At 64.9% G+C, this 25,535-nt stretch carries 22 protein-coding genes and 2 pseudogenes; 11 read left to right on the top strand and 13 right to left on the bottom strand.

From position 1 onward, the window contains the following. Window positions 1-88: 88 nt before the first annotated feature. Window positions 89-538: a MerR family transcriptional regulator gene (locus ACPTTC_RS35075; RefSeq protein WP_423395932.1), complete on the bottom strand. Its 450-nt coding sequence runs from the start codon at window positions 536-538 to the stop codon at window positions 89-91. 168 nt (window positions 539-706) lie between these two features. Between ACPTTC_RS35075 and ACPTTC_RS35070 the strand changes: the two genes are divergently transcribed. Beyond that, window positions 707-1,537, top strand: coding sequence for an alpha/beta fold hydrolase (locus ACPTTC_RS35070; RefSeq protein ID WP_423395931.1), 831 nt, complete (start codon window positions 707-709; stop codon window positions 1,535-1,537). A gap of 150 nt (window positions 1,538-1,687) precedes the next feature. After that, window positions 1,688-2,095, top strand: a complete 408-nt coding sequence (locus tag ACPTTC_RS35065) for a DUF3224 domain-containing protein (protein ID WP_423395930.1) — start codon at window positions 1,688-1,690, stop codon at window positions 2,093-2,095. Between the two features lie 200 nt (window positions 2,096-2,295). Here the strand turns inward: ACPTTC_RS35065 and ACPTTC_RS35060 are convergent, their stop codons facing one another. Next, entirely contained in the window at window positions 2,296-3,534 is a 1,239-nt protein-coding gene (locus ACPTTC_RS35060) for an SfnB family sulfur acquisition oxidoreductase (RefSeq protein ID WP_423395929.1), read from the bottom strand. 292 nt (window positions 3,535-3,826) lie between these two features. Between ACPTTC_RS35060 and ACPTTC_RS35055 the strand changes: the two genes are divergently transcribed. Continuing rightward, window positions 3,827-5,128, top strand: coding sequence for an acyl-CoA dehydrogenase family protein (locus ACPTTC_RS35055; RefSeq protein ID WP_423395928.1), 1,302 nt, complete (start codon window positions 3,827-3,829; stop codon window positions 5,126-5,128). Then, the gene (locus ACPTTC_RS35050; RefSeq protein WP_423395927.1) at window positions 5,125-6,519 is read left to right on the top strand and encodes an LLM class flavin-dependent oxidoreductase; all 1,395 of its coding nucleotides are present in this window, start codon (window positions 5,125-5,127) and stop codon (window positions 6,517-6,519) included. The genes ACPTTC_RS35055 and ACPTTC_RS35050 overlap by 4 nt, the downstream gene beginning before the upstream one ends. A gap of 267 nt (window positions 6,520-6,786) precedes the next feature. On the opposite strand, the gene ACPTTC_RS35045 is transcribed toward ACPTTC_RS35050, so the two are convergent. Then, the gene (locus ACPTTC_RS35045; RefSeq protein WP_423395926.1) at window positions 6,787-8,214 is read right to left on the bottom strand and encodes an MFS transporter; all 1,428 of its coding nucleotides are present in this window, start codon (window positions 8,212-8,214) and stop codon (window positions 6,787-6,789) included. Window positions 8,215-8,562: 348 nt separating this feature from the next. On the opposite strand from ACPTTC_RS35045, the gene ACPTTC_RS35040 reads away from it, so the two are divergent. The 3 genes from ACPTTC_RS35040 to ACPTTC_RS35030 are packed head-to-tail and all read left to right on the top strand — an operon-like array spanning window position 8,563 to window position 11,239. Then, window positions 8,563-9,555 carry an aliphatic sulfonate ABC transporter substrate-binding protein gene (locus ACPTTC_RS35040; RefSeq protein ID WP_423395925.1) on the top strand — a complete coding sequence of 331 codons (993 nt, stop codon included), beginning with the start codon at window positions 8,563-8,565 and terminating at the stop codon, window positions 9,553-9,555. A gap of 11 nt (window positions 9,556-9,566) precedes the next feature. Then, the gene (locus ACPTTC_RS35035) at window positions 9,567-10,421 is read left to right on the top strand and encodes an ABC transporter permease (protein ID WP_423395924.1); all 855 of its coding nucleotides are present in this window, start codon (window positions 9,567-9,569) and stop codon (window positions 10,419-10,421) included. Further along, window positions 10,418-11,239, top strand: coding sequence for an ABC transporter ATP-binding protein (locus ACPTTC_RS35030; protein ID WP_423395923.1), 822 nt, complete (start codon window positions 10,418-10,420; stop codon window positions 11,237-11,239). The genes ACPTTC_RS35035 and ACPTTC_RS35030 overlap by 4 nt, the downstream gene beginning before the upstream one ends. Before the next feature lie 181 nt (window positions 11,240-11,420). Here ACPTTC_RS35030 and ACPTTC_RS35025 read toward each other — a convergent pair whose 3' ends face one another. From ACPTTC_RS35025 to ACPTTC_RS34980, 10 genes and pseudogenes are all read right to left on the bottom strand, one after another. Then, the gene (locus tag ACPTTC_RS35025; RefSeq protein ID WP_175952324.1) at window positions 11,421-11,951 is read right to left on the bottom strand and encodes an OsmC family protein; all 531 of its coding nucleotides are present in this window, start codon (window positions 11,949-11,951) and stop codon (window positions 11,421-11,423) included. 480 nt (window positions 11,952-12,431) lie between these two features. After that, complete coding sequence (locus ACPTTC_RS35020; RefSeq protein ID WP_423395922.1) at window positions 12,432-13,997, bottom strand: methyl-accepting chemotaxis protein; 1,566 nt, start codon at window positions 13,995-13,997, stop codon at window positions 12,432-12,434. A gap of 183 nt (window positions 13,998-14,180) precedes the next feature. Beyond that, window positions 14,181-14,922: pseudogene (locus ACPTTC_RS35015) on the bottom strand (IS630 family transposase); the annotation flags it as partial. A 1-nt stretch (window position 14,923) separates the two neighbouring features. Then, a pseudogene (locus ACPTTC_RS35010) lies at window positions 14,924-15,034 on the bottom strand (VapC toxin family PIN domain ribonuclease); the annotation flags it as partial. Next, window positions 15,031-15,276, bottom strand: coding sequence for an AbrB/MazE/SpoVT family DNA-binding domain-containing protein (locus ACPTTC_RS35005; RefSeq protein ID WP_423395921.1), 246 nt, complete (start codon window positions 15,274-15,276; stop codon window positions 15,031-15,033). The pseudogene ACPTTC_RS35010 and the gene ACPTTC_RS35005, both read right to left, overlap by 4 nt. 592 nt (window positions 15,277-15,868) lie before the next feature. Beyond that, the gene (locus ACPTTC_RS35000) at window positions 15,869-16,870 is read right to left on the bottom strand and encodes an NADP-dependent oxidoreductase (protein WP_423395920.1); all 1,002 of its coding nucleotides are present in this window, start codon (window positions 16,868-16,870) and stop codon (window positions 15,869-15,871) included. Between the two features lie 66 nt (window positions 16,871-16,936). Beyond that, the gene (locus tag ACPTTC_RS34995) at window positions 16,937-17,800 is read right to left on the bottom strand and encodes an alpha/beta fold hydrolase (protein ID WP_423395919.1); all 864 of its coding nucleotides are present in this window, start codon (window positions 17,798-17,800) and stop codon (window positions 16,937-16,939) included. A gap of 23 nt (window positions 17,801-17,823) precedes the next feature. Beyond that, a complete protein-coding gene (locus ACPTTC_RS34990) occupies window positions 17,824-18,144 on the bottom strand; it encodes a hypothetical protein (RefSeq protein ID WP_423395918.1) in 321 nt (106 codons plus the stop codon). Window positions 18,145-18,183: 39 nt separating this feature from the next. Further along, a complete protein-coding gene (locus tag ACPTTC_RS34985) occupies window positions 18,184-18,972 on the bottom strand; it encodes an SDR family NAD(P)-dependent oxidoreductase (RefSeq protein WP_423395917.1) in 789 nt (262 codons plus the stop codon). 56 nt (window positions 18,973-19,028) lie between these two features. Then, window positions 19,029-20,111, bottom strand: a complete 1,083-nt coding sequence (locus ACPTTC_RS34980; protein ID WP_423395916.1) for an alkene reductase — start codon at window positions 20,109-20,111, stop codon at window positions 19,029-19,031. Window positions 20,112-20,243: 132 nt separating this feature from the next. On the opposite strand from ACPTTC_RS34980, the gene ACPTTC_RS34975 reads away from it, so the two are divergent. The 4 genes from ACPTTC_RS34975 to ACPTTC_RS34960 all read left to right on the top strand — a co-directional run bounded on the left by ACPTTC_RS34975 (window position 20,244) and on the right by ACPTTC_RS34960 (window position 25,515). After that, window positions 20,244-20,873, top strand: a complete 630-nt coding sequence (locus ACPTTC_RS34975) for a TetR/AcrR family transcriptional regulator (RefSeq protein ID WP_423395915.1) — start codon at window positions 20,244-20,246, stop codon at window positions 20,871-20,873. Between the two features lie 1,300 nt (window positions 20,874-22,173). Further along, the gene (locus ACPTTC_RS34970; RefSeq protein WP_423395914.1) at window positions 22,174-22,893 is read left to right on the top strand and encodes a thioesterase II family protein; all 720 of its coding nucleotides are present in this window, start codon (window positions 22,174-22,176) and stop codon (window positions 22,891-22,893) included. 154 nt (window positions 22,894-23,047) lie between these two features. Next, window positions 23,048-23,998 carry a UDP-glucuronic acid decarboxylase family protein gene (locus tag ACPTTC_RS34965; RefSeq protein WP_423395913.1) on the top strand — a complete coding sequence of 317 codons (951 nt, stop codon included), beginning with the start codon at window positions 23,048-23,050 and terminating at the stop codon, window positions 23,996-23,998. A gap of 206 nt (window positions 23,999-24,204) precedes the next feature. Then, window positions 24,205-25,515: a diaminobutyrate--2-oxoglutarate transaminase family protein gene (locus tag ACPTTC_RS34960; protein WP_423395912.1), complete on the top strand. Its 1,311-nt coding sequence runs from the start codon at window positions 24,205-24,207 to the stop codon at window positions 25,513-25,515. Window positions 25,516-25,535 lie beyond the last annotated feature (20 nt).

Genomic DNA, 25,535 nt, shown 5'->3' with positions numbered 1-25,535 from the left:
AGTCAACTTTAAGGTCAAGGGCCCAAGTAGAGGGGCACGTCGGATTGCGTCCGGGCGACCGGCAGGCGCTCGCCGCGCCGGTGTCGGATCATTTGGCGGCCGTGCGACGCCCCTTGACGGGTGTCGACACCTCGCCCGAATTGCGCAACCGGTCCATCACCCATCGCGTACGCTCCGAGCAGTTCAGCTCGGTCGGCCGGTTCTTGATGCTGTCGATCGCAACCAGCAGCTGCGCCTTGTTCTCCTTGAGGCGCTTCTGCATCGCCTCGATCTCGGCGACTTTCCGTTCGAGTGCCTCCACCAGCCCGTCATGCTGCCAGTTGCCGGCTTTCACCGGCAGCAGATGGCGAATCTGCTCCAGCGAGAACCCGGCGCTCTGTGCGCTGGCGATGATCTCGAGCATCCACACCGCATCGTCGCCGTAGTCGCGATAACCATTCGTGCCGCGCTCCACCGCCGTGAGCAGCCCTTCAGCCTCGTAGAAACGGATCCGCGATGCCGTCAGGCCACTGAGCTTCGCGAGCTCCCCAATTCTCATACGTGCCTCGCCAGCGTATTGACACTAAACCTAACTTTAAACCTAGAGTGAGTGCATCGCCAAGGCAGGCGGACGGCCGATGCCGCCACGTACGCAGCGCCCGCCTGGCGACCACCGCGAACGGCAGGACCGTCACGGATCGATATCGCCCACCGAACAGGGGCAGACATGGGATACGTCACAACGAAGGATGGCGTCGACATCTTCTACAAGGACTGGGGCCCGCGCGACGCCCAGGTGATCTTCTTTCATCATGGCTGGCCGCTCAGCGCCGACGACTGGGATGCGCAGATGCTCTACTTCCTCGCGCAGGGCTACCGCGTGATCGCGCACGACCGTCGCGGCCACGGGCGCTCCAGCCAGGTCTGGGACGGTCATGACATGGATCACTATGCAGACGACGTCGCCGCGGTCGTGAAACACCTCGGCGTGCAAGGCGCCGTGCACGTCGGCCATTCGACCGGCGGCGGCGAGGTCATCCACTATGTCGCCCGTCACGGCGAAGACCCCGTCGCCAAGGCCGTGCTGATCAGCGCCGTTCCGCCGCTGATGGTCCAGACGGACAGCAATCCGGGCGGCCTGCCGAAAGCGGTGTTCGACAACCTCCAGGCGCAACTGGCGGCAAACCGCGCTCAGTTCTACTACGACGTCCCGGCCGGCCCGTTCTACGGCTACAACCGCGACGGCGCAAAACCGTCGCAAGGCGTCATCTGGAACTGGTGGCGGCAGGGCATGATGGGCAGCGCGAAGGCGCACTACGACGGCATCGTCGCGTTCTCGCAGACCGACTTCACCGAAGACCTGAAAAGCACCACGATTCCCGTTCTCGTGATGCATGGCGACGACGACCAGATCGTCCCGTATGCCGACTCCGGTCTCCTGTCGGCGAAGCTGGCCAGGAACGGCACGTTGAAGACGTATGCCGGCTTCCCGCACGGCATGCCTACGTCGAACGCCGAGACGATCAACGCCGATCTGCTCGCGTTCATCCGCAGCTGAACGCCGACAACGCCACCGCGACCTTCAGTTGCCGCCGCGGCTGAAGGCCATCCGATTCGTATTCGATTCCGCCATATCGCGCAAACCGTTACTCCGGCGGAACCCGGCTGGTTTATAGTGCCGGTTGCCCATTCGACGAGGAGCGCTGCGATGACATTGCTGGCTAATGGTCCGTTTGAAGTGAAGCTGAATCCGGAATCCCTGAGTACCGTCGCGGAACGGTCCGGGCTCGGCCGCATGTCGCTGGACAAGCAATATCACGGCGACCTGGAAGCCGTCAGTCAGGGCGAGATGCTCGCGTTTCGAAGCAGCGTCCAGGGTTCCGCCGGCTATGTGGCGATGGAAACCGTGCAAGGTGCGCTGGGCGGCCGCCACGGCAGTTTTGTCCTGCAGCACAGCTCCACGATGACCCGCGGGCAGCCGCAGCAATCGATCACCGTCGTGCCCGATTCCGGAACCGGAGAATTGCTGGGGCTCTCAGGCTCGATGACCATTGCCATCGACAACGGCCAGCATTCGTACCGCTTCGACTACACGCTGCCTGACTCGCCCTGGTAAGCCGACGCATCGGGTGCGGTGACTTCATCGCGTCGCCGCGACGTGACAGTCACACCCGCCCGGCAGCATTCATCCGCCCGATACCCGGCGATTGCGCTTCGACGAACGCATTGCCGGGTTCGCTCATGATCGTGTGAGGCATTCGACCGCGGCGATGCGCTCAACCCTCGCCGCGCCATCACACCACGGTCGCGACGCGTTCAATTCCACGCATGGCGCGCCGGCCGCACGCCGTTCAGGTAGTAGTTGCCGACGAGGTGATATTTCCAGCGCACCGGATCGTGCAGCGTGTGCGTGCGCGCATTGCGCCAATGCCGGTCGAGGTTGTGCTCGGCCAGCGTCGACTGCGTGCCGGCCAGCTCGAACAGCTTCTCGCCCGCGAGCAGCGCGATCTCCGTCGTCAACACCTTCGCCTCGCCCACCGCCACCGACGCGCGCGCCACATCGCCCTCGGTCACGTCGCCGCGCGCCGCGATCTCGTCGAGCGTCCGCGCCGCGCGCTCCAGCAGCGCCTCCGCCGCATGCAGCTGGATGTGCAAGTGGCCGATCTCGCGAATCGTCAGCGGATCGTCGGCCGCCCGCTCGACGCCGCTGTCGACCCACGGCCGCGTGCGCGTGCGCACGAACGCCAGCGTATCGTCGAGCGCGGCCTTCGCGATGCCCGCGTCGATGGCAGCCTGGATGATCTGCGACAGCGGGCCGTTCAACGTCGGCAGATCCGACACGCGCTGGGCCGGCAGCACGTGCGACGCAGGCACGCGCACCTGGTCGAGCACAACGGTGCCGCTCGCGGTGGTCCGCTGCCCGAACCCCGACCAGTCGTCGATCACGGTCAGCCCGGGCGTCGGCTGGCGAATGTACGCGAGCCACGCGTGGCGCTCGTCGTCGAGGCCGAGCACCGGCACGTAATGCGCGAACAGCGCCCCGGTCGAATAGAACTTGGTACCGTCGACGACGTAATCGTCGCCGTCCCGCCGCACGCGCGTCTTCAGGTCGAGCACGTGCTTCGTGCCCTTCTCCGAAAAACCGTTGCCGAACCGCTTGCCGCTCAGCACTTCCGAGAAGAAGTGGCGCTTCTGCGCGTCGGTGCCGGTCAGCGCGATCACGTCGACCAGCCCGAAATGATTTTGCGGCAACTGCCCGAGCGACGGATCGGCCGCCGCGACGATCTTCACGACCTCCGTCAGCGTCACATGCGACACGCCCGCGCCGCCATAGGCCTTCGGCACCGTGATGGCCCACAGCCCCGATTGCGAGAACAATTCGATCTCGTCGCGCGGTAGCCGGCGCTCCCGGTCGCGCTCGGCTGCCCCCTCCGCGAGCCGCTGCGCAAGCGCATGCGCGGCCGCGATGGCCTGCGCGTCGTCGGCGATCACGCGGGCTGCCTGCGGTTGCGTATCGGCCGGCCGTTCCTGGATCGTGGCGCTCGTCTCTGACATCGGGCTCTCCTGTTGATTGACGGAAAGATTCAATCTAGCAGTGCCCCGCATGCCGGCAAACCGATCGATTCGCACAACGATATTCCTTCGGATGACAAACGATCCGGCACGCCGCAGGCAGGAAACCGCGCGTCAGCGGTGAGATCGACGTTTCAGCATCGATACCACGCCGCCCCGCCGGCGTAATGCCCGATGGCGATAACGATGTGCGAATCCGTTATTGGATCGTCCTCAGCACGCTTCCTATACTGGCCTGCCGGCATCGACGGCCCCGCCTTTCAAGGACTCCCGCATGACTTCGTCTTCCGCAGCAACCCGCCTTTCCACCGGCGCCGACTATGACGCGCTTGCCAGCCGCTTCAGGCCGATCTTCGAACGCATCGCGGCCGGCACCGCGGAACGCGAACGCCGCCGCGAGCTACCGCACGAGGCGATCGGCTGGCTGAAGGCCGCCGGTTTCGGCGCCGTGCGGCTGCCGGTGCACGATGGCGGCGCCGGCGCGTCGCTGCCGCAGCTGTTCCGGCTGCTGATCGAACTCGCCGCCGCCGATTCCAATCTGCCGCAAGCATTGCGCGGGCACTTCGCGTTCGTCGAGGACTGGCTGAACGCGCCGCCCGGCGCCGATCGCCAGACGTGGTTCGACCGCTTCGCGAGCGGCCAGCTCGTCGGCAATGCGTGGACGGAAACCGGCGACGTCGCGCTTGGCCAGACCATCACGAAGGTTTCGGAACAGAATGGCCGGTTCGTGCTGAACGGCCGGAAGTTCTACAGCACCGGCAGCCTGTTCGCCGACTGGATCGACGTGTTCGCACAACGCGCGGACGACGGCCGTGACGTGATCGTCGCCGTGGCAACCGCGCAGCCCGGCGTGATCCGCGAAGACGACTGGGACGGCTTCGGCCAGACGACGACCGGCAGCGGCACCACGCGCTTCGAAGACGCGGCGGTCGACGCACGGGACATCATCGACTTCGCGCGACGCTTCAAGTACCAGACGGCGTTCTACCAGCTCTTCCACGTCGCGACGCTGGCCGGCATCGGCCACGCGATCGTGCGCGACGCGGGCGACCTGGTACGCCGCCGCACCCGCGTCTACAGCCACGGCAACGCCCCGCGCGCGGCCGACGACGCGCAGCTTCAACAGGTCATCGGCGAGATCGCGTCGTGGGCCTATGCGGCCGACGCGCTCGCGCTGCGCGCCGCGCAGCCGCTGCAACAGGCCTACGAGGCGCACTTCGGCGACGACGCAACGGCCGAGCACGATGCGAACGTCGCGGCCGAGATCGAATCCGCGCAAAGCCAGCTCGTCGTGTCGGAACTCGTATTGCGCGCGGCGACGCGCCTGTTCGACGCGCTCGGCGCGTCCGCGACCCGCAGCACGACGGCGCTCGATCGTCACTGGCGCAATGCGCGCACCGTGTCGTCGCACAATCCGCTCGTCTACAAGGCGCGAATCGTCGGCGACTGGGTCATCAACGGGCGCACGCCGCCGTTCGTCTGGCAGATCGGCAACGGCACAGGCGCGAATGCGGATGCGGATGCGGATGCGAGCGCGAACACGAACACGCAGGCAGCGACAGGAGCCGCCCGATGAGCAAGACCATCCGCTTCAACGCGTTCGAGATGAACTGCGTCGGCCACCAGTCGCCCGGGCTGTGGGCGCACCCGCGCGACCGGTCGTGGCAGTACAAGGATCTCGACTACTGGACCGATCTCGCGCGCGTGCTCGAACGCGGGATCTTCGACGCGATCTTCATCGCGGACGTGATCGGCTATTACGATGTCTACCAGGGCAGCAATTACCACGCGCTGCAGCAGGCCGCGCAGATCCCGGTCAACGATCCGCTGCAGCTCGCCGCGCCGATCGCGATGGCGACCGAGCATCTCGGCATCGGCATCACCGCATCGACGACGTTCGAACACCCGTACACGTTCGCGCGCCGGCTGTCGACCGCCGACCATCACACGAAGGGCCGGCTCGCGTGGAACATCGTCACGTCCTATCTCGAAAGCGGCGCGAAGAACGTCGGCGATCACGGCTTGCGCACGCACGACGACCGCTATGCGGTCGCGGCCGAATACGTCGAGGTGCTGTACAAGCTGTTCGAGGGGAGCTGGGAAGACGGTGCGGTCGTCCGCGATCGCGACGGCCGCGTGTTCACGCATCCGGAGAAAGTGCACGAGATCGGCCACAAGGGCCGTTTCTTCGACGTGCCCGGCTACCACCTGTGCGAACCGTCGCCGCAGCGCACGCCGGTGCTGTTCCAGGCCGGCGCGTCCGGCCCCGGCAAGGCGTTCGCCGCGCAGCACGCGGAATGCGTGTTCGTTGCCGCACCGACCCGCCCGCAGCTCGCGCGCTACGTGGCCGACGTGCGCGCGCAGGCCACGGCTGCCGGGCGCGACGCGAGCAAGGTCCTGATCTACAACCTCGTCACCGTGATCGTCGACGAAACCGACGAGAAAGCGCAGGCGAAGTTCGACGAGTATCGCCAGTATGTGTCGTACGACGGCTCGCTGGTGTTCATGTCCGGCTGGACCGGCATCGACTTCGGCCAGTACGCGCCGAACGATCCCGTCCGGCGCGTCGAAACGAATGCGATCGTGTCGGCGGTCGAACACCTGGCGGGCGGCGACACCGCATGGACGATCGAGGAACTGGCGGCCTGGGGCGGCATCGGCGGCCTGGGCCCGGTGTTCGTCGGCTCGGCCGCGACCGTCGCGGACATCCTGCAGGAATGGGTCGCCGCTACCGACGTGGACGGCTTCAATCTCGCGTATGCGGTGGCGCACGAAACCTTCGAGGATGTCGTACGTCATCTCGTCCCCGAGCTGCAGCGGCGCGGCGTGTATCCGACCGGCTATGCGCCCGGCACGCTGCGCGAGAAACTGTTCGGCGGATCGGCGCGGCTGCCGGACGAACATCCGGCCGCGCAGTTCCGCGACATCGAGCAGGTCAAGCGCGATGCCGAGCGAGTAGCGGCCTGAGCGTGACGTCAACGCGTCGGCTGGTTGGCCCGCGTGCGGGCCGGCCGGCTTCACGATGAGCAGAAACCGGTGCGTCGGGCCACCACTCGCCCGACCCGCCGCCCGATCGCCCCTCTCCCGTCACTCGCCACCCGGTGCGGCCCCTACGTGCACTCTGCTTCCGCGCTCGCACACCGACAGGGCGAGCATTGCGGTTGCGGCAACGGCGACGCGCGCACCAAGCGCGCCCGCTTTCCCAATGACGAGCGACCACGACCGCGACCTCGCTCAAGCAACGCCCTCGTCGTCGATATCACGCGCCGTCGGCTCGTAACGCACGATCAGCAGGAACACGATCGGCGTAGCGGCGCTGATCGCGACGACCCAGAACATGTCCGTACCGAGCCGGGCCTGCAGGATCGGCAGCACGAACAGCGCGAGCGCCTGACCGATGCCGCACAGCGAACGCCCGAAGCCGACGCCGGTGCCGCGGATCGCCGCCGGATACGACAGCGTCGGGTAGATCATCATCTGCGCGCCGGGCCCGAACCCTTCGGCGAACAGCCAGGTCCCGAGCATCAACAGCACGAAGCCGATCGCGACTGCGCCATGCGGATGCCCCGCCAGCGCGAGCGCCACCAGCGCGACGCACTGGAGCGCGAATCCCGCGATCGCGACATGACGCGACGCATGGCGATGGGCAAGGCGCATGCCCAGCAAGCCGCCGGTGAACGCAAACAGGACGTTCAGCGCCAGCGACGCCGCGATCGTTTCGAACACACCCGCACCGAGAAACTGCGACAGGATCGACGGCAGGAAGAAGGCAATCGCCGTGTATTCGAACGGGATGCACAGATTCATCACGCTGGCGACGATCGTGCGCCCCAGGTACGGGCGCTGGAACAGCACGCGAATTCGCACGGGCGGCGGGCTCGGCACGCGGCGGGCGTCCTCCGCTTCGTGCGCGTGAATCCCGTACGACTCGCGCAGAATCCGCGCGGCATTGGCCAGATCGCCCTGGTTCGCGGCCCACAGCGGCGATTCGTTCATGAAGCGGTTCCTGAACAGAATGATGACGAGCGCGGGCACCGCACCAAAGATCAGCGACGCACGCCAAAGCCATCCGGCATGCTCGGCAGGCAGCAGGAAATACAGCCCGAAGATCAGCAGGAAGCAGACCGAGGACGCCACGTACCACATCGGGCACCACGCCGCGAGCCGCGACGCCTTGTTGCCGCGACCGTTGAACTTCGAGAACTCCGCGAGAAACGCCATCGCGACCGGCAGATCGATGCCGACACCAAGCCCCATCACGAAGCGCGCGCCGATCAGCACCCAGACGTTCGGCGCCAGCCCGGCCGCGATCGCCGCGACCACGAAAAACAGCATGTCGGCCATGAAAACCTGATAGCGGCCGATCTTGTCGGTCAGCCATCCGCCGATCAGGCTGCCGAAGATCGTGCCGATCATGATCGCCGACCCGACCAGCCCGGTCAGCGCAGGTGTCAGGCCGAACTCGCGCGCCACGTCATCGATCCCGTAGGACAGCGTCGTCAGGTCGTACGCATCGAGAAAGACGCCGCCGAGCGCCAGCAACACGATCATCCGGGCATGGCTGACCGGGCTGCCTACCGTGTTGATCAGGCGCGCGACGTCGCTTGCCGAGCGAATGGGAGATGACGCCGGCGTGACGGCGTTCAGGTCAATCGAACTCATCGCATTCCTTAGTTTTTCGCCGAATGATCGGCGAGGTCCGCATGGAGCCGGAACTCGGGCGTTCAACATGCGCGACCGACAAGGACCCGGTGCTACCGCGATCCGTTCGACACGCGCCGCCATCACGTTCCGGCCGCATGCATTCTGTTCTCCCGATCCGGTTATCCCAAGCGATATAAAGCGATAAATTATTCGGCCTGCGTCATTAAGTTGCTCGCCGTCCGCGCTTAGCAGCAGCGTACATGTTCAATCGCGGATTTCTTCGTTCGCGGATCGCCGATGCTTCGTTACATTAGCCGGTCACCCTGACTGTTCGCGGCACCTTGCCGCCCTTCCGGAGCATCCCCGATGAAGCTGTCCTGGCCCCGCGCGTGGCGCTCCGCGGCCCTCGTCGTTGCCGCGTTCGCCGGCCTCGTCTCGGCGCACGCACGCGCCGCGACACCCGCGGAGATCCGCGTCGACTACGCGTACTACTCACCGGAGAGCCTGGTGATCCGTCACTTCGGCTGGCTCGAAGACGAATTCAAGGCCGACCGCACGTCGATTCGCTGGGTGTTGAGCCTGGGCAGCAATCGTGCCCTCGAATACCTGAACAGCGGCGCGGTCGATTTCGGTTCCGCCGCGGGTCTCGCGTCGGTGCTCGCCCGCGCGAACGGCAACCCGATTCATACGGTCTACGTGTTCTCCCGCCCTGAATGGACCGCACTCGTGGTCCGCAAGGATTCGCCGATCCGCTCGCTCGCGGACCTGAAGGGCAAGAAAATCGCCGCGACACGCGGCACCGATCCGTTCCTGTTCACGCTTCGCGCGCTGCACACGGTCGGCCTGACCCGCGACGATGTCGAGATCGTCAACCTGCAGCATCCCGACGGGCGCACCGCACTCGCGAACGGCCAGGTCGATGCCTGGGCCGGCCTCGATCCGCACATGGCCGCGGCGCAGCTCGACGACGGTGCTCGCCTGCTCTATCGCAACGTTGCATTCAACACCTATGGTTTCCTGAACGTCCGCGACGCGTTCGCCAGCCAGTACCCGCAGGCCGTCACGCGTGTACTGAAGGTCTACGATCGCGCGCGTCAGTGGATCGTCGCGCATCCGGCCGATACCGCGCAGATCGTCGCCGACGCATCGAAGGTATCGCTGCCGGTGGCGACACTGCAGCTGCAGCGCAACGACTTCAGCGATCCCGTTCCCGGCGACACGCAGCGCGCGGCGCTGAAGGCGGCGGCGCCCGTGCTGACGGCCGAACAGCTGACCAGGCCCGGCGTCGATCCCGCGAAGATCGTCGATACGCTGATCGATCCGGCGTTCGCGCGCCCGCTCGTCGGCGCGTCGCGCTGAGCCTGCCGCCCATGACCGACACCGCCGCCCGCGACGACGCGCTCGCCCCCCGTCACACCGCTTCGGCACGCGCCGTCCGGCGCGATCCGCTGCGCGGATGGCGAATCGCGGGCCTCGCACTGCCGTTCGCGGCGCTCGCATTGCTGGAGGTCGTCGTACGGCAGGGCTGGCTGCCGAATCATCTCGTCCCGGCGCCGAGCGAGATTCTCGACACGCTCGCGCGCATGGGCGTCACGCGCGTGGCGCGCCATGTCGGCGCGAGTACGCTGCGGGTTGCGGCGGGATTTGCCGCGGGCGCCGGGCTCGCGCTCGTCGTCGGCGCCGCGATGGGCCTGAGCCGCCGGATCGACGCGCTGTTCGAACCGACGTTCCAGGCGCTGCGCGCGATTCCGTCGCTCGCGTGGGTGCCGGTGTTGCTGCTGTGGCTCGGCATCGATGAAGCACCGAAGATCACGCTGATCGCCATCGGCGCCTTCTTCCCGGTCCACCTCGCGGTAGTCGCCGGCATTCGCGACGTCGATCGCAAGCTCGTCGAGCTCGGTGCGGTGTACCGGCTCGGCCCGCTCGCGCTGTTCCGTCGCATCCTGCTGCCGGCCGCGCTGCCGCAGATCGTCACCGGCTTGCGCACCGGCCTCAGTCTCGCGTGGATGTTCATGGTCGCGGCGGAGCTGATCGCGGCCACGCGTGGCCTCGGCTTCCTGTTGAGCGACGGCCGGGAAACCGGGCGCCCCGATCTCGTGTTCGGTGCGATCCTGCTGCTAGCGTTGCTCGGCAAGCTGACCGACGGCGCGATGGCGCGCATCGAAGCGCACTGGCTCGGCTGGCGCGACGCGTTCGACCACACGCCACGCAAGGTGTCGACATGAGCACGCGTCCTTCTGCGCACACGGCGGCGGATACCACGACACCGCTGCTCGACCTGCGAATCGCCCGCAAGCGTCATGGTGATCGCACGATCCTCGCCGACGTCGCGCTGCAGGTCGCGCGCGGCGAGATCGTCTGTGTGGTCGGCCCAAGCGGTTGCGGGAAGAGCACGCTGCTGCGGATCGTTGCGGGCCTCGACACCGATTTCCGCGGCAACGTGACGCTGGGCGGCATCGCGCTCGACGGCCCCTCCCCGCGCGTTGGCGTGATCTTCCAGGAGCCGCGGCTGCTGCCGTGGCTATCGATCGCGGACAACGTCGGCTTTGCGGCCGGCCCGCAAGGCGGGCGCGAGCCGTCCGTCGCACGGCTGCTCGACGAAGTCGGCCTGGCCGCGGTCGCCCGGCAACTGCCGGCCACGTTGTCGGGCGGGATGGCCCAGCGCGCGGCAATCGCGCGCGGGCTGTTCGGCGAACCGGACCTGCTGCTGCTCGACGAACCGTTCAGCGCGGTCGACGCCATCACCCGGATGCGGTTGCAGACGCTGCTGCTCGATGTCGTCGAGCGGCACCGGATGGCTGCGATCGTCGTCACGCACGATCTGGACGAAGCGCTGTATCTCGGCGATCGCGTGCTGATGCTCGCGCCCAACCCGGGCCGCATCGATGACGAGATCCACGTCGAGGTCGCCCGGCCGCGCGATCGCCGCGACCCGACGCTGGCCGGGCTGCGCGCGCGGCTGCTGGGCGCATTCCAGCAGCTTCAGGATCGTGCCGACGAGACGAGGCACCGAATGCGTGACCTTCAAACCCCCGAAGCCTGACTTCACGCCGGCTGACTCATTCGGCATGCGTACGGCACCGGGACGACGCATCCGTCATGGAATACCGGTGCGACAGGAATCGCAGTCATATCCGCGCGCCGATAGGGTACGCAGGATATCGTGCGCCTACTCGCCCAGCAGCGGCGCGACAGACTGCAACGCTCCGGTGCACCGGCGCACCTCAACCGTGCGTATGCCGCAACTCGCCGTCGATCGTTTGCGGCAGTCGCAGCAGGTTGAAGATCGGGCACAGGGCCTCGACTGCTTGATGCAGTGCGCGAATCGTCTCCGGCGGTTCGGGCGACACGATATCGAGCGTATAGCGGAGGTTGTGCGGGAACACCGGCACATGCTCGAAACCCGGTTGCTGCGCGAGCGGATGCTGGTCGCCGGTCACTTCGACCTCGATCGAGTCGATTTTCAGGCCGCGCTCCGCGGCCTGGATCAGCGTGATGTGCGTCAGGCAGCTGCCCAGCACGCCGAGTTGCAGCTCCGGCGACGCCGGCCCAAGGTTGTAGCCCGCGAAATCGGGCGGGCTGTCGCTGATCACCTGGAAATCGCGAATGCGGATTTCCCGCACGCCGCTGCGGCCCAGCGCGCGTACGGTCGCTTTCAGCGGGGTCGCCTTGAGATCCGGATGGCTGCGGGCGGCTTCCTTTTTCGCGAGCCACGCGTCGCGCTTTTGCTGGAGATAGTCGTTCAGTGTCGTCATGTCGGGCCGGTACGGTCGCAATGACTGGCCACGCATGCGGCGGCCAATCAAGAGGGGGTTTCATGCTATGCCCTTTCGCAACAGCCACGAAACGATCATTCCGGCAAAGCAATTCACGGTACGTGATGTCGCATGGCGACACGCGCGCACGCGAACCGTCGGCGGTCCTTCGTCACCGTCGAGTTATCCACATTTTCCGTGCATAACCCTGTGGAGAACGTTCGAGAAATTACGCGGCCGCCTTGGCCGACAAGGATCGCGGCGGCGGCATCATCGCCTCGCGGGCCGTGAACGCAGACCGCTTCACATCGGGTTCGGCGCTCGTCCGAGCGTCATGCTTCACCACGCCGGTGCATGAAGCGCGCGTCGACGTCGGCAGTCAGCATGTCCGCACCAGAACCGTGCCGCTTCGACACCGGCGCACCGCGTCGGCCACACGTGCGGCCCGACGATCGCGCTCCGGCCGCGCGCATCGATGCGTCAGGCGAGCGCTGCGTCACGCACACGGAACTGCGCAACCGCCGCACTCAGCCGCGAGCCTTGTTCGTCGAGCGACAGCGCCGCAGCCGCGGCCTCCTCGACCAGCGCGGCATTGCGCTGCATCGTCTGCTCCATCTGGATGACGGCGGCGTTCACCTGCTCGATGCCCGACGATTGCTCCTCGAACGCGTTGCTGGTTTCGTTCATGATCGTATTGACCCGCTCGACCGCCGCGACGAGCTCGGCCATCGCCGAGCCGGCCTGTGCGACGAGGCCGCTGCCGTCTTCGACACGCTGCGCGGAATGGCCGATCAGTTCGCGGATCTCCTTCGCCGCCGACGCGCAGCGTTGCGCGAGCCCGCGCACCTCGGTCGCGACGACCGCGAAGCCGCGCCCCTGCTCGCCTGCGCGCGCGGCTTCGACGGCGGCATTCAACGCCAGGATGTTGGTCTGGAACGCGATGCTCTCGATCACGCCGACGATCCCCGAGATCCGCGTGGAACCGTGCGAAATCGCCGACATCGTCTCGACGACGCGCTGCATCGCCTCGCCGCCGCGCGACGCGATGCCGGCCGCACCTTCGACATAGGTGCGGGCATCGCGCGCGTTGTCCGCGTTCTGGCGCACGGCCGCCGTCAGCTGCTCGACGCTCGCCGCCGCCTGTTGCAGCGATACGGCCTGCTGCTCGGTACGCGCCGACAGGTCGACGTTGCCGCTCGCGATCGTGCGGACGTCGCCGACGATCGTCTCCGTGCTCGCGCGCACCTGGTTCACGGTGTCGACGAGGCCGTCCTGCATCCGCTTCAGCGCATGCAGCAGATAGGCCATCTCGTTCTCGCCGGGCACGACCACCGTTCCGGTCAGGTCGCCTTTCGAGATCTTCTCGAACTGGTCGACCGCGAGATTGATCGGATCGATGATCGCCTTGGCGAGCACGCGCTGGGCAAAGAAGCCGACGACGAGTGCGAAGGCCGCAACGGCCGCCATCCCCCACACGATCCGGTGGAAATGCACCCCGGCCGCCTCATAGCGCGCCTTTTCGCGCGCAACCTGGAACGACTCGAGCGCATCGATCGCCTCCTGGTAGGCGGCGAACAGTTCGGGCGGCGCGGTACGTTGCGTGTCGAGAAAGCCGAAACCGTCGTCGCCGTCGAGTTGCGACAGCGCCTTCAGGAACACGCGGTCGAGCAACGCCCGGCGGCGATTCTGCAGCGTGTCGAACAGCGCCTGCTCGTCGGCGTTGCGTGCGTGCAGGCCCGTATAGGCATCCAGTTCGTCGTTGCTCTGCTTGAGGAGCGTGCGGAGTTTCGCGATCTCTTCCTTGCCCGAGCGGCCGGCGCTGATGATCTGCGCGACGTCGCTCATGCGTTCGCGCAGCACGAGCATCCGCTCGGAGCTGGTCTTCAGGTGCAGCAGCGACGCGGTGTCGTCGCGGTACATCGCCTCGAGCGAACCGTTGCCCATATAGAGGGCCGCGATGCACGCGCCGACCACCAGGACGAGCAGCACGGTGTAGCCGGTGACGGTCGCGACGAGACCACCACGGATAGTGAGTTGTTTTCGCATGACGTTCCCTTGCGCCGGCCGGGCGCGGCCAGCGGCGGATGTGGATTCCGGATCACGTAAGACGCGCGCCGCGTCGCAACACGGGGCGCAGGGGCTGCGAACGGGTTAACGGCGGGGGGAACGGGGAGGTTTTATCTGCACGCGACGTGAATCTTGACGATTGCGACAGGTGTCGGTTGCCTGGTGCCCTGTCCCGGAAATAACTTTACATAGCCGAGCCGCTTTCCGGGGAATGGAATCGGCGGTCGCCGTCCATACGAACGGCCGCTTGTGCTGGTTGTACTGCTCGATTTAGCGTTCGATGTCAGCAATGAGTTGGCGCACGTTCCTGAACGAGCCTCGCCGGGTTGCCTGCTGCGTAATCAGGCCAAACCAGCGTTCGACCTGATTTAGCCGACTCGAGTAGGTTGGCGTGAAGTGCATGTGGTAGCGCGTAGCGTGGCCAACCACGCCTTGACCTTCGGATGCTTGTGTGTCGCGTAGTTGTCGACGATCGGATGCACATCGAGATCGGCCGGTACCGATTGGTCGATATGCTTGAGAAACGCCAAGAATTCCTGATGCCGGTGGCGTGGCTTGCATTGCGCGGTGACTTCGCCCGTTGCTGCATTGAGCGCAGCAAACAAGGTCGTGGTGCCATGCCGGACGTAGTCATGCGCGCCCCTTCGATATCGCCCAGCCCCATCGGCAACATCGGCTGCGTACGCTCCAGCGCTTGGCACTGGCTCTTCTCGTCGACGCATGGCACCAAAGCATCGGTAGGCGGACTCAGGTACAGCCCGACAATATCGCGCACCTTCTCGACGAAGTACGGATCGTTAGACAGCTTGAAGCGCTTGGAACGATGGGGCTGCACACCGAACAGCGACAGATACCGGGACACCGAACGCTTCGAAATCCGTGACTTCGCAGCAACAGAACGCACACCCCGGACGCTCCGCCGATAACGACTCCATCAGCACGGTCGCCTTCTTCGATTGCACGGCATCGTCTTGAGCGAAATAGCGGACCAACACGTTCGTATCCAGTCCGATCATCGCGCGGACGCTCCCTGTTCGGCGATGGCCCAATTCATGTCCTCGATTGATACCGGTTTCTCGGGCCTCTTCACGATGCCCTTGAGCGATGCGAGCGCGCGCGTGGCCGAGTAGATTTCGTACCGGCCCGTTGCCTCGTTGAAGCTGAATTCGATCCGGTCTCCGGACTCCAGGCCAAGCTGATTGCGGATGTTCACCGGAATGGTGACCCGCCCCTTTGAAGTGATAGTTGCTGCCGTCATTGCGATACCTCCAATATTCCTTACTTTGAGATAAGGCGAATGGAAGGGCAAGGGCCAGCCGCAGGCGTCCAATCGCCAACGACACCCCTAACGTGGCGCACGTCACCCGCCGAGATCAATCGCGGCGATAGCCTCGCGCCGGTCGCCTGCTTGTGGACGCGCACCGAGATCCCGGGCGCCGACGGCTTGTGGTCGTTCGCGGCGATCACCGCCGAGCCACCGCCGGAAGTGGCGGCGGCCGGACACGACCGCTGCGTCTGAATACTACTCACTGTTGGATCGTCGTAAGTCGTTGATCTGGTGGGCACTTCCACAACGAACAGGTTGTAGCTCGGTTCCCCAGTATCAGCGTTAGACGCCCCTCCGAGAGCGTCGACCAACGCAAAATCGTCACCGTTTGCAAAAGAAGCAGATCACTTCGCCGGCCGACACCGATGCCGAAGGGGAAAATGTCGTCACGCGTGCCGCGAAATGAAGTCGTCCCGACGCTCGGCGTTGCGAAGACTGACGCAATCTCGCCCAGGGCAGGCGTATTGAGAGTCACGCACCATTCCAGAGATTAGCATCCCTCAGCAATCAACCCTTAGGTACGCTACTTGATCTTGACCACGACTTTACCCTTCGCACGTCCTTGGGCCAGGTATTCAAGTGCATCCTTTGCTTGTTCAAACGGAAATACCTTGTCAATCACAGGATGGATACGTTCGGATTCGAGCAGTTTGCCGATCTCGTCAAGTTGAGCGCCGTCGGGGCGTACGAAGAGAAATGAGTAGGTAACATCCCGCTTCCTCGCAAGACGCATGATCTTGCGGCTCATCAGGCCGAATACACACTTCAGGACGAAGTTCAGCCCCCGGGCACGGGCGAACGCTGCGTCCAGCGGCCCGACAAGAGAGACGATCTTCCCTCCTGGCTTCAAGATTCCTACCGATTTTTCAACCGCGTCACCCCTGATCGTGCCAAGCACCACATCGTAGTCGCGCAGCACGTTCTCGAACGCTTGTTTCTTGTAGTCGATTACTTCGTCCGCGCCCAGGCTTTTCACCAACGGGATGTTACCCGTGCTGGTATTGGTTCCCACCTTGGCGCCGAAATATTTGGCCAGTTGGATCGCCAATGTTCCAATACCGCCGGACCCCGCGGGAATGAACACCTTCTGACCCGGCTGAAGATTGGCCCGCTCCTTCAGTGCTTGCCATGAAGTGAGCCCGACCATTGGAACCGAGGCGGCCTGCACGAAGTCCAGATTGACCGGTTTCCGGGCTGCTGCGCTTTCCGGTACCACGGCAAATTCGGCGATAGACCCTCTTCCAAGGTCGAACAGACTTGCAAAGATGGCGTCGCCTTTCCTGAAGCGAGTGACGCGGCTGCCGACATCGATCACGATGCCGGCCAGATCGCTACCCATGGTCGCGGGCAATTGGACCTTCAACACGGGTTTGAACATTCCCGTTGGAATCATGTTGTCGATCGGGTTCACCCCCGCGGCGTGAACCTCAACCAGCAGTTCGTCGGGCTTGAGCGTGGGACGCGGCACTTCGGCGAACCCGATCTCGGGTGATTTGCCATAGCGTCTGAATGTGAGTGCTTTCATGTTGCGCTTGCTCCGATGCTGCGTCGTATTCGCGAAAGACGTCATACCCTCTCGTCCGCAACGTATTCATTGCGATAGAAATTCCAGTGCCGTGGGTACGAAGTGGGTGTGATGCTGGAAAATTCCACCGTGGCCAGCGTCCTGATAAATGACGAGCCGCGCCTGGGGGATGCGGCGGGCCATATCGCGGCTGAGTGCGGTGGGCACCATGATGTCGTTATCCCCATTGGCGATCAGGACCGGCATGGGCAGACTCGCGAGGTCCTGCGGCGCTTGCCGGCCCCACGCGTTGATCGCCTTGAGTTGATGAAGGAAGGCGCGAGGTGTCGGCCCCTGGTCGCGGCCGGCCTTACGTTCCTTCAACCGTTTCAAGAAGGCGCTTGCCGCCTGCTGGCCGTTGGTTGTGGACGTGAAGAACAAATACGCTTTCGGATCGCGCAGCGTCAGCAGGCCTTTGAGCATGAGCGGCCAGGATACGGCACCCACACGATCGATACCGTGACCGCCGGCAGGGCCCGTGCCAGTGAGGATAAGCCTACGCACCAGGCCTGGCGCCTCGAGCGCCACGTCCTGCGCCACGAAGCCGCCAAGCGAGAAGCCGAGCAGATCGACTTGATCGAAACCCATTGCGCGAATCAGCGCGATGGTGTCGCGCGCCATCTCGCCCACGGTTACGGGCGCGATGCCACCGGATAAGCCAATGCCTCGATAGTCGATCGCGATGACGCGATGTTTCTGGGCCAAGCCATCGACGATGCGCGGGTCGAAGTTATCCAGCACGGCGCCCCAGTGGTTCAGCAAAACTAAAGGAATGCCGCCGTGCGGCCCCAGTTCACGGTAGGCGAAGCGGGTTCCAGCCGCGTTGACGAACTTGTTCGGTGCCCGCGCATACGACGTTGTCGATTGGGTGTCCGGGTTGACGCTCTTCATCATTCACTCCCTGGGCGCTGCTTTCATAGGTCGAGCATCATGCTGACGGGAAAAAAAGGTGGGACTTCAATCCGCGCCGCGAACCGATGCTCAAGCGTGGCCTCAAGCATCGATTCGGACAACGGCGCTTCTTCGACTGCGCACGCCAGCATCGACGATGCGCTCGTGCGGGGCTTGCGTCGATCGGGTGGTGGATCGTTGCATCTGACGTTCACCAGCCGCTGCTGAACGCAGACTTCAGGAACACTGCAAGCCCGCCCTCGTCGGGGCGCGGTTCTCCAGGCGAATCGAGTACCGTTGACATCCACGAAGCGCGTGGGCGTGGTGATAGGGTTGTCGGTCATCGTGGTATCCATCGTCCGCCGTTTGCCGCAATTGAATGGTCAGGCACGGAGCTGATAACGCTCGGCCGCGTGTGCCTGTCGAATGTCCGATAGCAGTCCCTGGCGAGCGCCATCCAGCGCGTCCCACCGCCCGGCTACGTGCAGCGGCGGGATCGTGACCCGTTCGCGACGGTCGAACCCGATCAGTGCCGCATCGACCAACTCGCCCACTTCCATCACCTCGGGCAGCGTGTTCACGTCGACCCCGGCGCGCTCCCAGATCTCCGTGCGCGTCGCCGCCGGCAGGACGGCTTGCACGTAAACACCCTTGGGCGACAACTCGAGATGCAGGCCCTGCGACAGGAACAGCACGAATGCCTTGGTCGCGCCGTAGATCGACATGCCGAACTCGGGCGCGAAACCTACCACCGAGCCAATGTTGACGATCGAGCCGTTACCGGACTGCACGAAGCGTGGCGCGACCGCGGCTGCAAGCCTCGTCAGCGCCGTCGTGTTGAGCGTGATCAGGCGTTCGATGCTTTCAGGGGTTTGCTGCAGGAAGCCGCCCGACTGAGCCACGCCGGCATTGTTGATCAGAATTCCTATTCGATCGTCATCGCGCAGACGAGCCTCGAGCGCGGACAGATCGGTGGACTGGGTCAGGTCGGCCTGCAGCACGTCTACCGCCACACCGGTTTCCTCCCGCAGGCGCGCTGCCAACGCGTCGAGTCGCGCCTTGTCGCGGGCGACGAGGACGAGGTCATGGCCACGCCGGGCGAAGCGCTCGGCGTAGGTGGCGCCGATGCCGCTGGAGGCGCCGGTGATGAGGACTGTCGGAAGCGTGGTCATGGGTACTTTCCTTTGCAAGGGTTCTGCTGGTGGAGACTCAGTCAAGGGCACGAGCCTTAGCCGGAAATCGTCGGGTAATCGATGTAGCCCGCCGCGCCACCGCCATAGAGCGTCGCCGGGTTGAATTGCGTCAGGGGTGCGCCGTGCTTCAGGCGTTCGACCAGGTCCGGGTTGCTGATAAACGGACGGCCGAACGCGAACAGGTCGGCTCTGCCCTCATGGAGTTGCGTGGTGGCGAATTCCAGGTCGTAACCGTTGTTGGCCAGATAGGTCTGCTTGAAACGGCGGCGCAGCGCGTCATAGTCGAATTCCGCCACATCGCGTGGGCCACCCGTCGCGCCTTCGACCACGTGCAGGTAGACGACGCCCTGGGCGCTGAGCTGTTCGGCGATGTAGTCGTACTGCGCTTGCGGATCGCTGCAGGAAATGCCGTTGGCCGGCGAAACCGGCGAGATGCGCACGCCGGTGCGCTCTGCGCCGATTTCCTCGACCACGGCGGCGACGACTTCCAGCAACAGGCGCGCACGGTTCTCGATCGAGCCGCCGTAGTCGTCGGTACGCTGGTTGGCTCCGTCCTTGATGAACTGCTCCAGCAGGTATCCGTTGGCGCCGTGAATTTCCACGCCGTCGAAACCGGCGGCAATCGCGTTGGCCGCGGTCTGTCGAAAGTCGTTCACGATGCCCGGCAGCTCGGCGAGTTCCAGCGCGCGCGGCTCGGACACGTCGGCAAATCCGTTGTTGACGAAAGTCTTCGTCTCGGCGCGGATAGCGGAAGGTGCGACCGGCGCCGTACCGTGAGGTTGCAAGTCCGTGTGCGAGACGCGGCCCACATGCCAGAGCTGCACGAAGATGCGTCCACCCTTGGCGTGGACGGCGTCCGTGACCTTGCGCCAGCCGGCAATCTGCTCGGGCGTGTACAGGCCGGGAGTGTCCTGATAGCCCTGGGCCTGGGCCGAAACCTGGGTGGCCTCGGTGATGATCAGGCCGGCCGAGGCGCGCTGGGCGTAGTAGGTCGCGGCGTGCTCGCCGGGCACCAGCCCGGCGCCTGCACGGTTGCGAGTCAGCGGTGCCATGACGATGCGATTGGCGAGCGTCAGGCCACCGAGGGCGTACGGCTCGAAAAGCGTTTTCTCTGACATGTCGTTCCAGCGTCGGATGGTGGGAATGGCTTAATGATGACGATCATAATCTAACGTGTCAACACTTTGATGATGACCAACATCAATGTATAGTCAGGCCATCAGACAGGAACGCGCCCACGGAGAGGAAAAGTGAAAGTCACCAAGGCACAGGCCGAGGCCAATCGGGCCCACGTTGTTGAAACAGCGTCGACGCTGTTCAGGGAACGCGGTTTTGATGGGGTCGGAGTAGCGGATCTGATGGGCGCAGCCGGGTTCACCCACGGCGGCTTCTACAAGCACTTCCGCTCAAAGGCCGATCTGATGGCGGAATCGGCGGCCTGCGGCATGGCGCAGACCGTTGCGCTGTCGGCCGGGGTCGACGCATCGGAGTTCGTGCGGCAGTATCTCGCGCGCGAGCACCGCGACTCGCGCGCAACCGGCTGCACGATGGCTGCACTGGGCGGGGATGCCGCGCGCCAACCCGAAGCGGTCCGGGCCACATTTGCGGACGGCATAGAAAGACTGCTGGCGGCATTAGTTCAAGAACGAGATCCGTCAGACGGTGCGGACTCGGCGGAGGTCCGAGCCAACTGCCTCGACATCATGGCGCACGTGGTTGGCGCGATTGTGTTGTCGCGCGCTTGCCCGGATGATTCTCCACTCGCAGACGAAATCCTGACGGTATGTCGCGACAAGATTCTCGCGACACTGGACACATCGGCGACAGCGCGCGAATCGGGTCGCAATCATGGTATCGACATCGCCGCCAAGTCAAAGTGACACGATTTGCCGACTCGAAGCCCGTGTCACGAACCACACCCGGACGCAAGGAATAGACCCAGCCACGCATGGCCTCGGTGGCGACTGCCGAGATGCTGCGCTTCAGCCCCTTGCTCTTGACCCTCGGAATGGCCAGTTGCAGTGCCTCGCGCGTCTCTGCTCTGCTCTGCTCTGCTCTGCTCTGCTCTGCTCTGCTCTGCTCTGCTCTGCTCCGGCGACGGGGCGCGGCCCCGGTCTGGACCTCGTCGGGCGCGCTGCCTGCGCGGCTGCGCATGCAGCCTCCTGCGCGGCCCTGCAAGCCTGGGTCTGGCCAACGGTCGGCAGCGCGCAGCCGCGATCCCGCAGCACCTGCGTCGAGCGCTCGACCGCCCGCCGCGCCTTGTCCTCCACCGCGGGGCCGCAATCGGTGATCGCTGCTAGCCGCAGGTTGTCCAGGTGGATCATCCGCCACGCAGATGCTTGCCCTTGGTCGATGATGGCCTGCGAGCCACCACCGCACATTGATGGGTCGTACACCCCTGCCTGATCGGTCGCGGAGCGTGCGGCGACGCAGCCCTCAAGGGACCGGGATCGAACCGGGCCTGCGCACCCGGCCATGTCGCGAGTCGCTACGACTCAGCCTCATCCAAACACTCAAAGGTTCGCTCACGGGCGATTGCCCGGAAAGCAAAAACCCGCGTTCCGGGCCGGTTGTAACGATATCCATCCAGTCGATCGCTATTCCGCCGGCAACATGACGGCGCAAACAATCGAACGGCTTTGCGATTGGATCGTGCGCATCAGAATGATGAACGGCTCGATCGCGAGCAAGCGAATTGGAAGCGGCGCACGTCAACCCGTGCGATTGAAACCGGTACCCCCGCCGGACATGAACATGGCGTTCCGTGGCGTCTGCGCGCCGCCCCGTTCACGCTCAGACACGGGCGGGTTCGACAGGATCGACTACGCGCGTCCCGTCTTCCTACGACATACATCCACGCAGCCTCATGTTTAACTCATGCCCAGCCGGATCGGGCGTATTCCGATTCCGAGCGGCGCGCATCTTGAGTCTTCATGAAGTCAATCCATGCCTTTATGACGTCCGATGTGCCTGACGCACTGCCTGTGCACAGCGATGACGAACCGGCTATCGGCGTGTGAACCAACGCGCGCGTTGCTGCCGCCCCCGTTGCTCTCCAAGCGAAGATTGCCGATGCGTCGCCATGGCAACAATGACTGGAACTTGAATGGTGAAAAACGCCGAACACGTGAATTTCCACAGCGCGATCGCCTGTGCGCCAGGCGCAAGTGAGCCGCTCGCATGCGCCTGATCTGCTTTCCCTACGCGGGCGGCTCGGCCGCCGTCTATCGTGCGCTGCAAGCGTTGTTGCCCGGCATCGAAGTGCGCCGTCATGAATTGGCAGGCCGGGGCAGCCGCCTATCCGAGCCGGCCGTACAAGACATGTCGACGCTGGTCGACACGTTGCTGCGCGACCTGGCCGACTGCTTCGATCGTCCCTTCGCGCTGCTCGGACACAGCATGGGCGCGGCGATTGCCGTCGAACTGGCGCTGCGGCTGCCCGCCCACGCGCAACCGAACCTGCGGCATCTGTTCCTGAGCGCGCGCCCCGCACCGGGCAAGGAGCGCCACGATCGACGCATGCAGGCGCTGGACGACCGCGCCTTCGTCGATGCACTGCGCGACATGGGCGGCACACCGAAGGCGGTGCTGGACAACAGCGAACTGATGGCGCTGCTGATGCCGGCGCTGCGTGCGGATTTCACGATGATCGAGAACCACCGGCCCGTGCCGGGGCGCAGGCTGGCGGTGGACATCACCGCGTTCGCGGGCCGCGCGGACGAACAGGTTCCCGTTGATGCCGTTGCAGGCTGGGGCGCCGCGACCACGGGGCGCTTCGATTTTCACGTCATCGAAGGCGATCATTTCTTTCTGAGGCACCAGATGCGGACGATGGCCGGCATCATCGCGGCCCGCCTGCGGCGCACGGAACACGTCGCGTTGAGCGCCCTGCAAGCATGACGGGCCGATCCTTGCGATCGGCGTGCCGGCCGGTGCCGTGATCGCCGAATGAAAAGGCCCGCGCGCCCTATCCGCTTCCACGCGGCTATGCGGGCCGGTCAAGCACGCCGGGAGGCCGCGTCGCTTCCCTGCGCGCGATACTTGGAGTGCCATTGTGCAACGTAATCGAAAGCGAATCCTCGTAACAGGTGGCGCAGGTTTCCTCGGTTCGCATCTTTGCGAGCGCCTGGTCGAACTCGGTCACGACGTATTGTGCGTCGACAACTATTTCACCGGCACGAAGCAGAACGTGGCGGCGCTGCTCGGCAACCCGAGCTTCGAGGCGCTGCGCCACGACGTCACCTTTCCGTTGCATGTGGAGGTGGACGAGATCTACAACCTCGCCTGCCCGGCTTCGCCCATCCACTATCAATTCGATCCCGTGCAGACCACCAAGACCAGTGTGATGGGCGCGATCAACATGCTGGGGCTCGCCAAACGCACGCATGCACGCGTTCTGCAAACCTCGACGAGCGAGGTGTACGGCGACCCCGACGTGCATCCGCAACCGGAGAGTTACCGCGGCAACGTCAACCCGCTCGGGCCGCGCGCCTGCTACGACGAAGGCAAACGTTGCGCGGAGACGCTGTTCTTCGACTATCACCGCCAGCAGAACGTGCTCATCAAGGTGGTACGCATCTTCAACACGTACGGGCCGCGCATGCATCCCAACGACGGCCGCGTGGTGTCCAACTTCATCGTGCAGGCGCTGCGCGGCGAGGACATCACGCTGTACGGCGACGGCAGCCAGACCCGGGCATTCTGCTATGTCGACGACATGGTCGACGGCTTGATCCGGATGATGGCGACGCCCGCGGACCTCACCGGCCCGATCAATCTCGGCAATCCGTACGAGATCGCGGTCAGCGAACTCGCGCAGATCATCTTGCGCCTGACCGGCTCGAAGTCGCGGCTCGTATTCCGTCCGCTGCCGAAGGATGACCCGACACAGCGTTGCCCCGATATCAGCCTCGCACGCACCCACCTCGACTGGGAGCCGACGATCGGGCTCGAAGCCGGGCTCCAGCGCACCATCGATTATTTCCGCGCGACCCTCGCTGCTTGACGCCGCGCACGGAAACCACGCTTCGCTGATCGGAAGGCAGTGGCATGACGGGGTGACGTCGCGTTGCCGGTGTCCCTTCTTTACGTGACAGACGTGGCGGGGAGACCATGCTCCAATCGGGTCGTACCGTTACACCATTGGCCAGGATGAAGCGATTCTCGTGCGCCAGTGTCCATCAATCCGCCTCGCAAGCCGGATCTGCGCGCATGGAAAAACTCGAGTATCTGAAGCAGGTCGAATCGAAGGCGCGAACCTACGCTGCCTCTTTCCCGCGGCTGTTTACCCATGCCAAAGGCGTACGCATACGCGACTCCGAGGGGCAGGAATACATCGACTGCCTGTCAAACGCGGGTACGCTCGCGCTCGGACATAATCACCCGGAAGTCAATGAAGCCGTCATGCGGTTTCTGTCGTCCGATCAAATGCAACAGGCGCTCGACCTGGCGACGCCGGCAAAGCACGCGTTCGTCGAGCAGTTGTTCTCGCTCCTGCCCGGGAAGATCGCCGAATCCGGCAAGATCCAGTTTTGCAGCCCCAGCGGAGCGGATGGCGTCGAAGCGGCGATCAAGCTGACCCGGCACCATACGGGCCGCTCGACGATCATGGCGTTCCATGGCGCCTACCACGGCATGACGGCCGGCGCACTCGCCGCGTCGGGAAATCTCACGCCCAAATCGGCCGGCGGCCACGGACGCGACGTGCATTTCCTGCCTTATCCCTATGCTTTCCGCTGCCCGTTCGGCACCGATGGCTCGGCGACCGATCAACTCAGCATCAACTATATTCGGACCGTCCTGTCCGATCCCGAGAGCGGGATAACGAAACCGGCGGCAATCATCGTCGAAGTCGTGCAAGGCGAAGGCGGCTGCATCCCCGCTCCCGACACCTGGCTGGTCGAGTTGCGCGAGCTGACGCTGCGGCACGAAATCCCGTTGATCGTCGATGAGGTGCAGACCGGGCTCGGTCGAACCGGCGCCCGGTTCGCCATCGAACATTCCGGCATCCGGCCGGACGTACTGGTGCTGTCGAAGGCATTCGGCGGCGGCTATCCGTTATCGGTGGTGGTCTATGACGAGCGCCTGGACACCTGGCCGCCCGGCGCGCATGCCGGGACCTTCCGAGGCAACCAGATTGCGATGGTGGCCGGCTTGTCGACCATGCGCATCGTCGAACGAGAGGATCTGTCGGCGCACGCGGGCAGAGTCGGCAAACGCCTGGTTGCCGGCCTCGAAGCGCTGGCCGAACGCTTTCCCTGCCTGGGCCAGATACGCGGCCGCGGCCTGATGATCGGCGCCGAAGTCGTCATGCCCGGCACACATGGCCGAACCGGCCCGACCGATCCGGAACGGGCAAAAGCCATCAAGCGGAACTGCCTGCGAAACGGGCTCATCATCGAAACCGGCGGCCGCAACGGCGCGGTACTTAGGTTCCTGCCGCCGCTGATCGTGTCGGAAGCGGATATCCACGAGATTCTCAATCGCTTCGAGCACGCCGTGGAAACGGCCTGCCGGGCATAGCCACACCCCGGCGCGACCAA

The sequence above is a fragment of the Burkholderia mycopellens genome (genome assembly GCF_964265025.1).
Taxonomy (GTDB): Bacteria; Pseudomonadota; Gammaproteobacteria; order Burkholderiales; family Burkholderiaceae; genus Burkholderia.
This window is presented reverse-complemented; position numbering and strand designations above follow the sequence as displayed.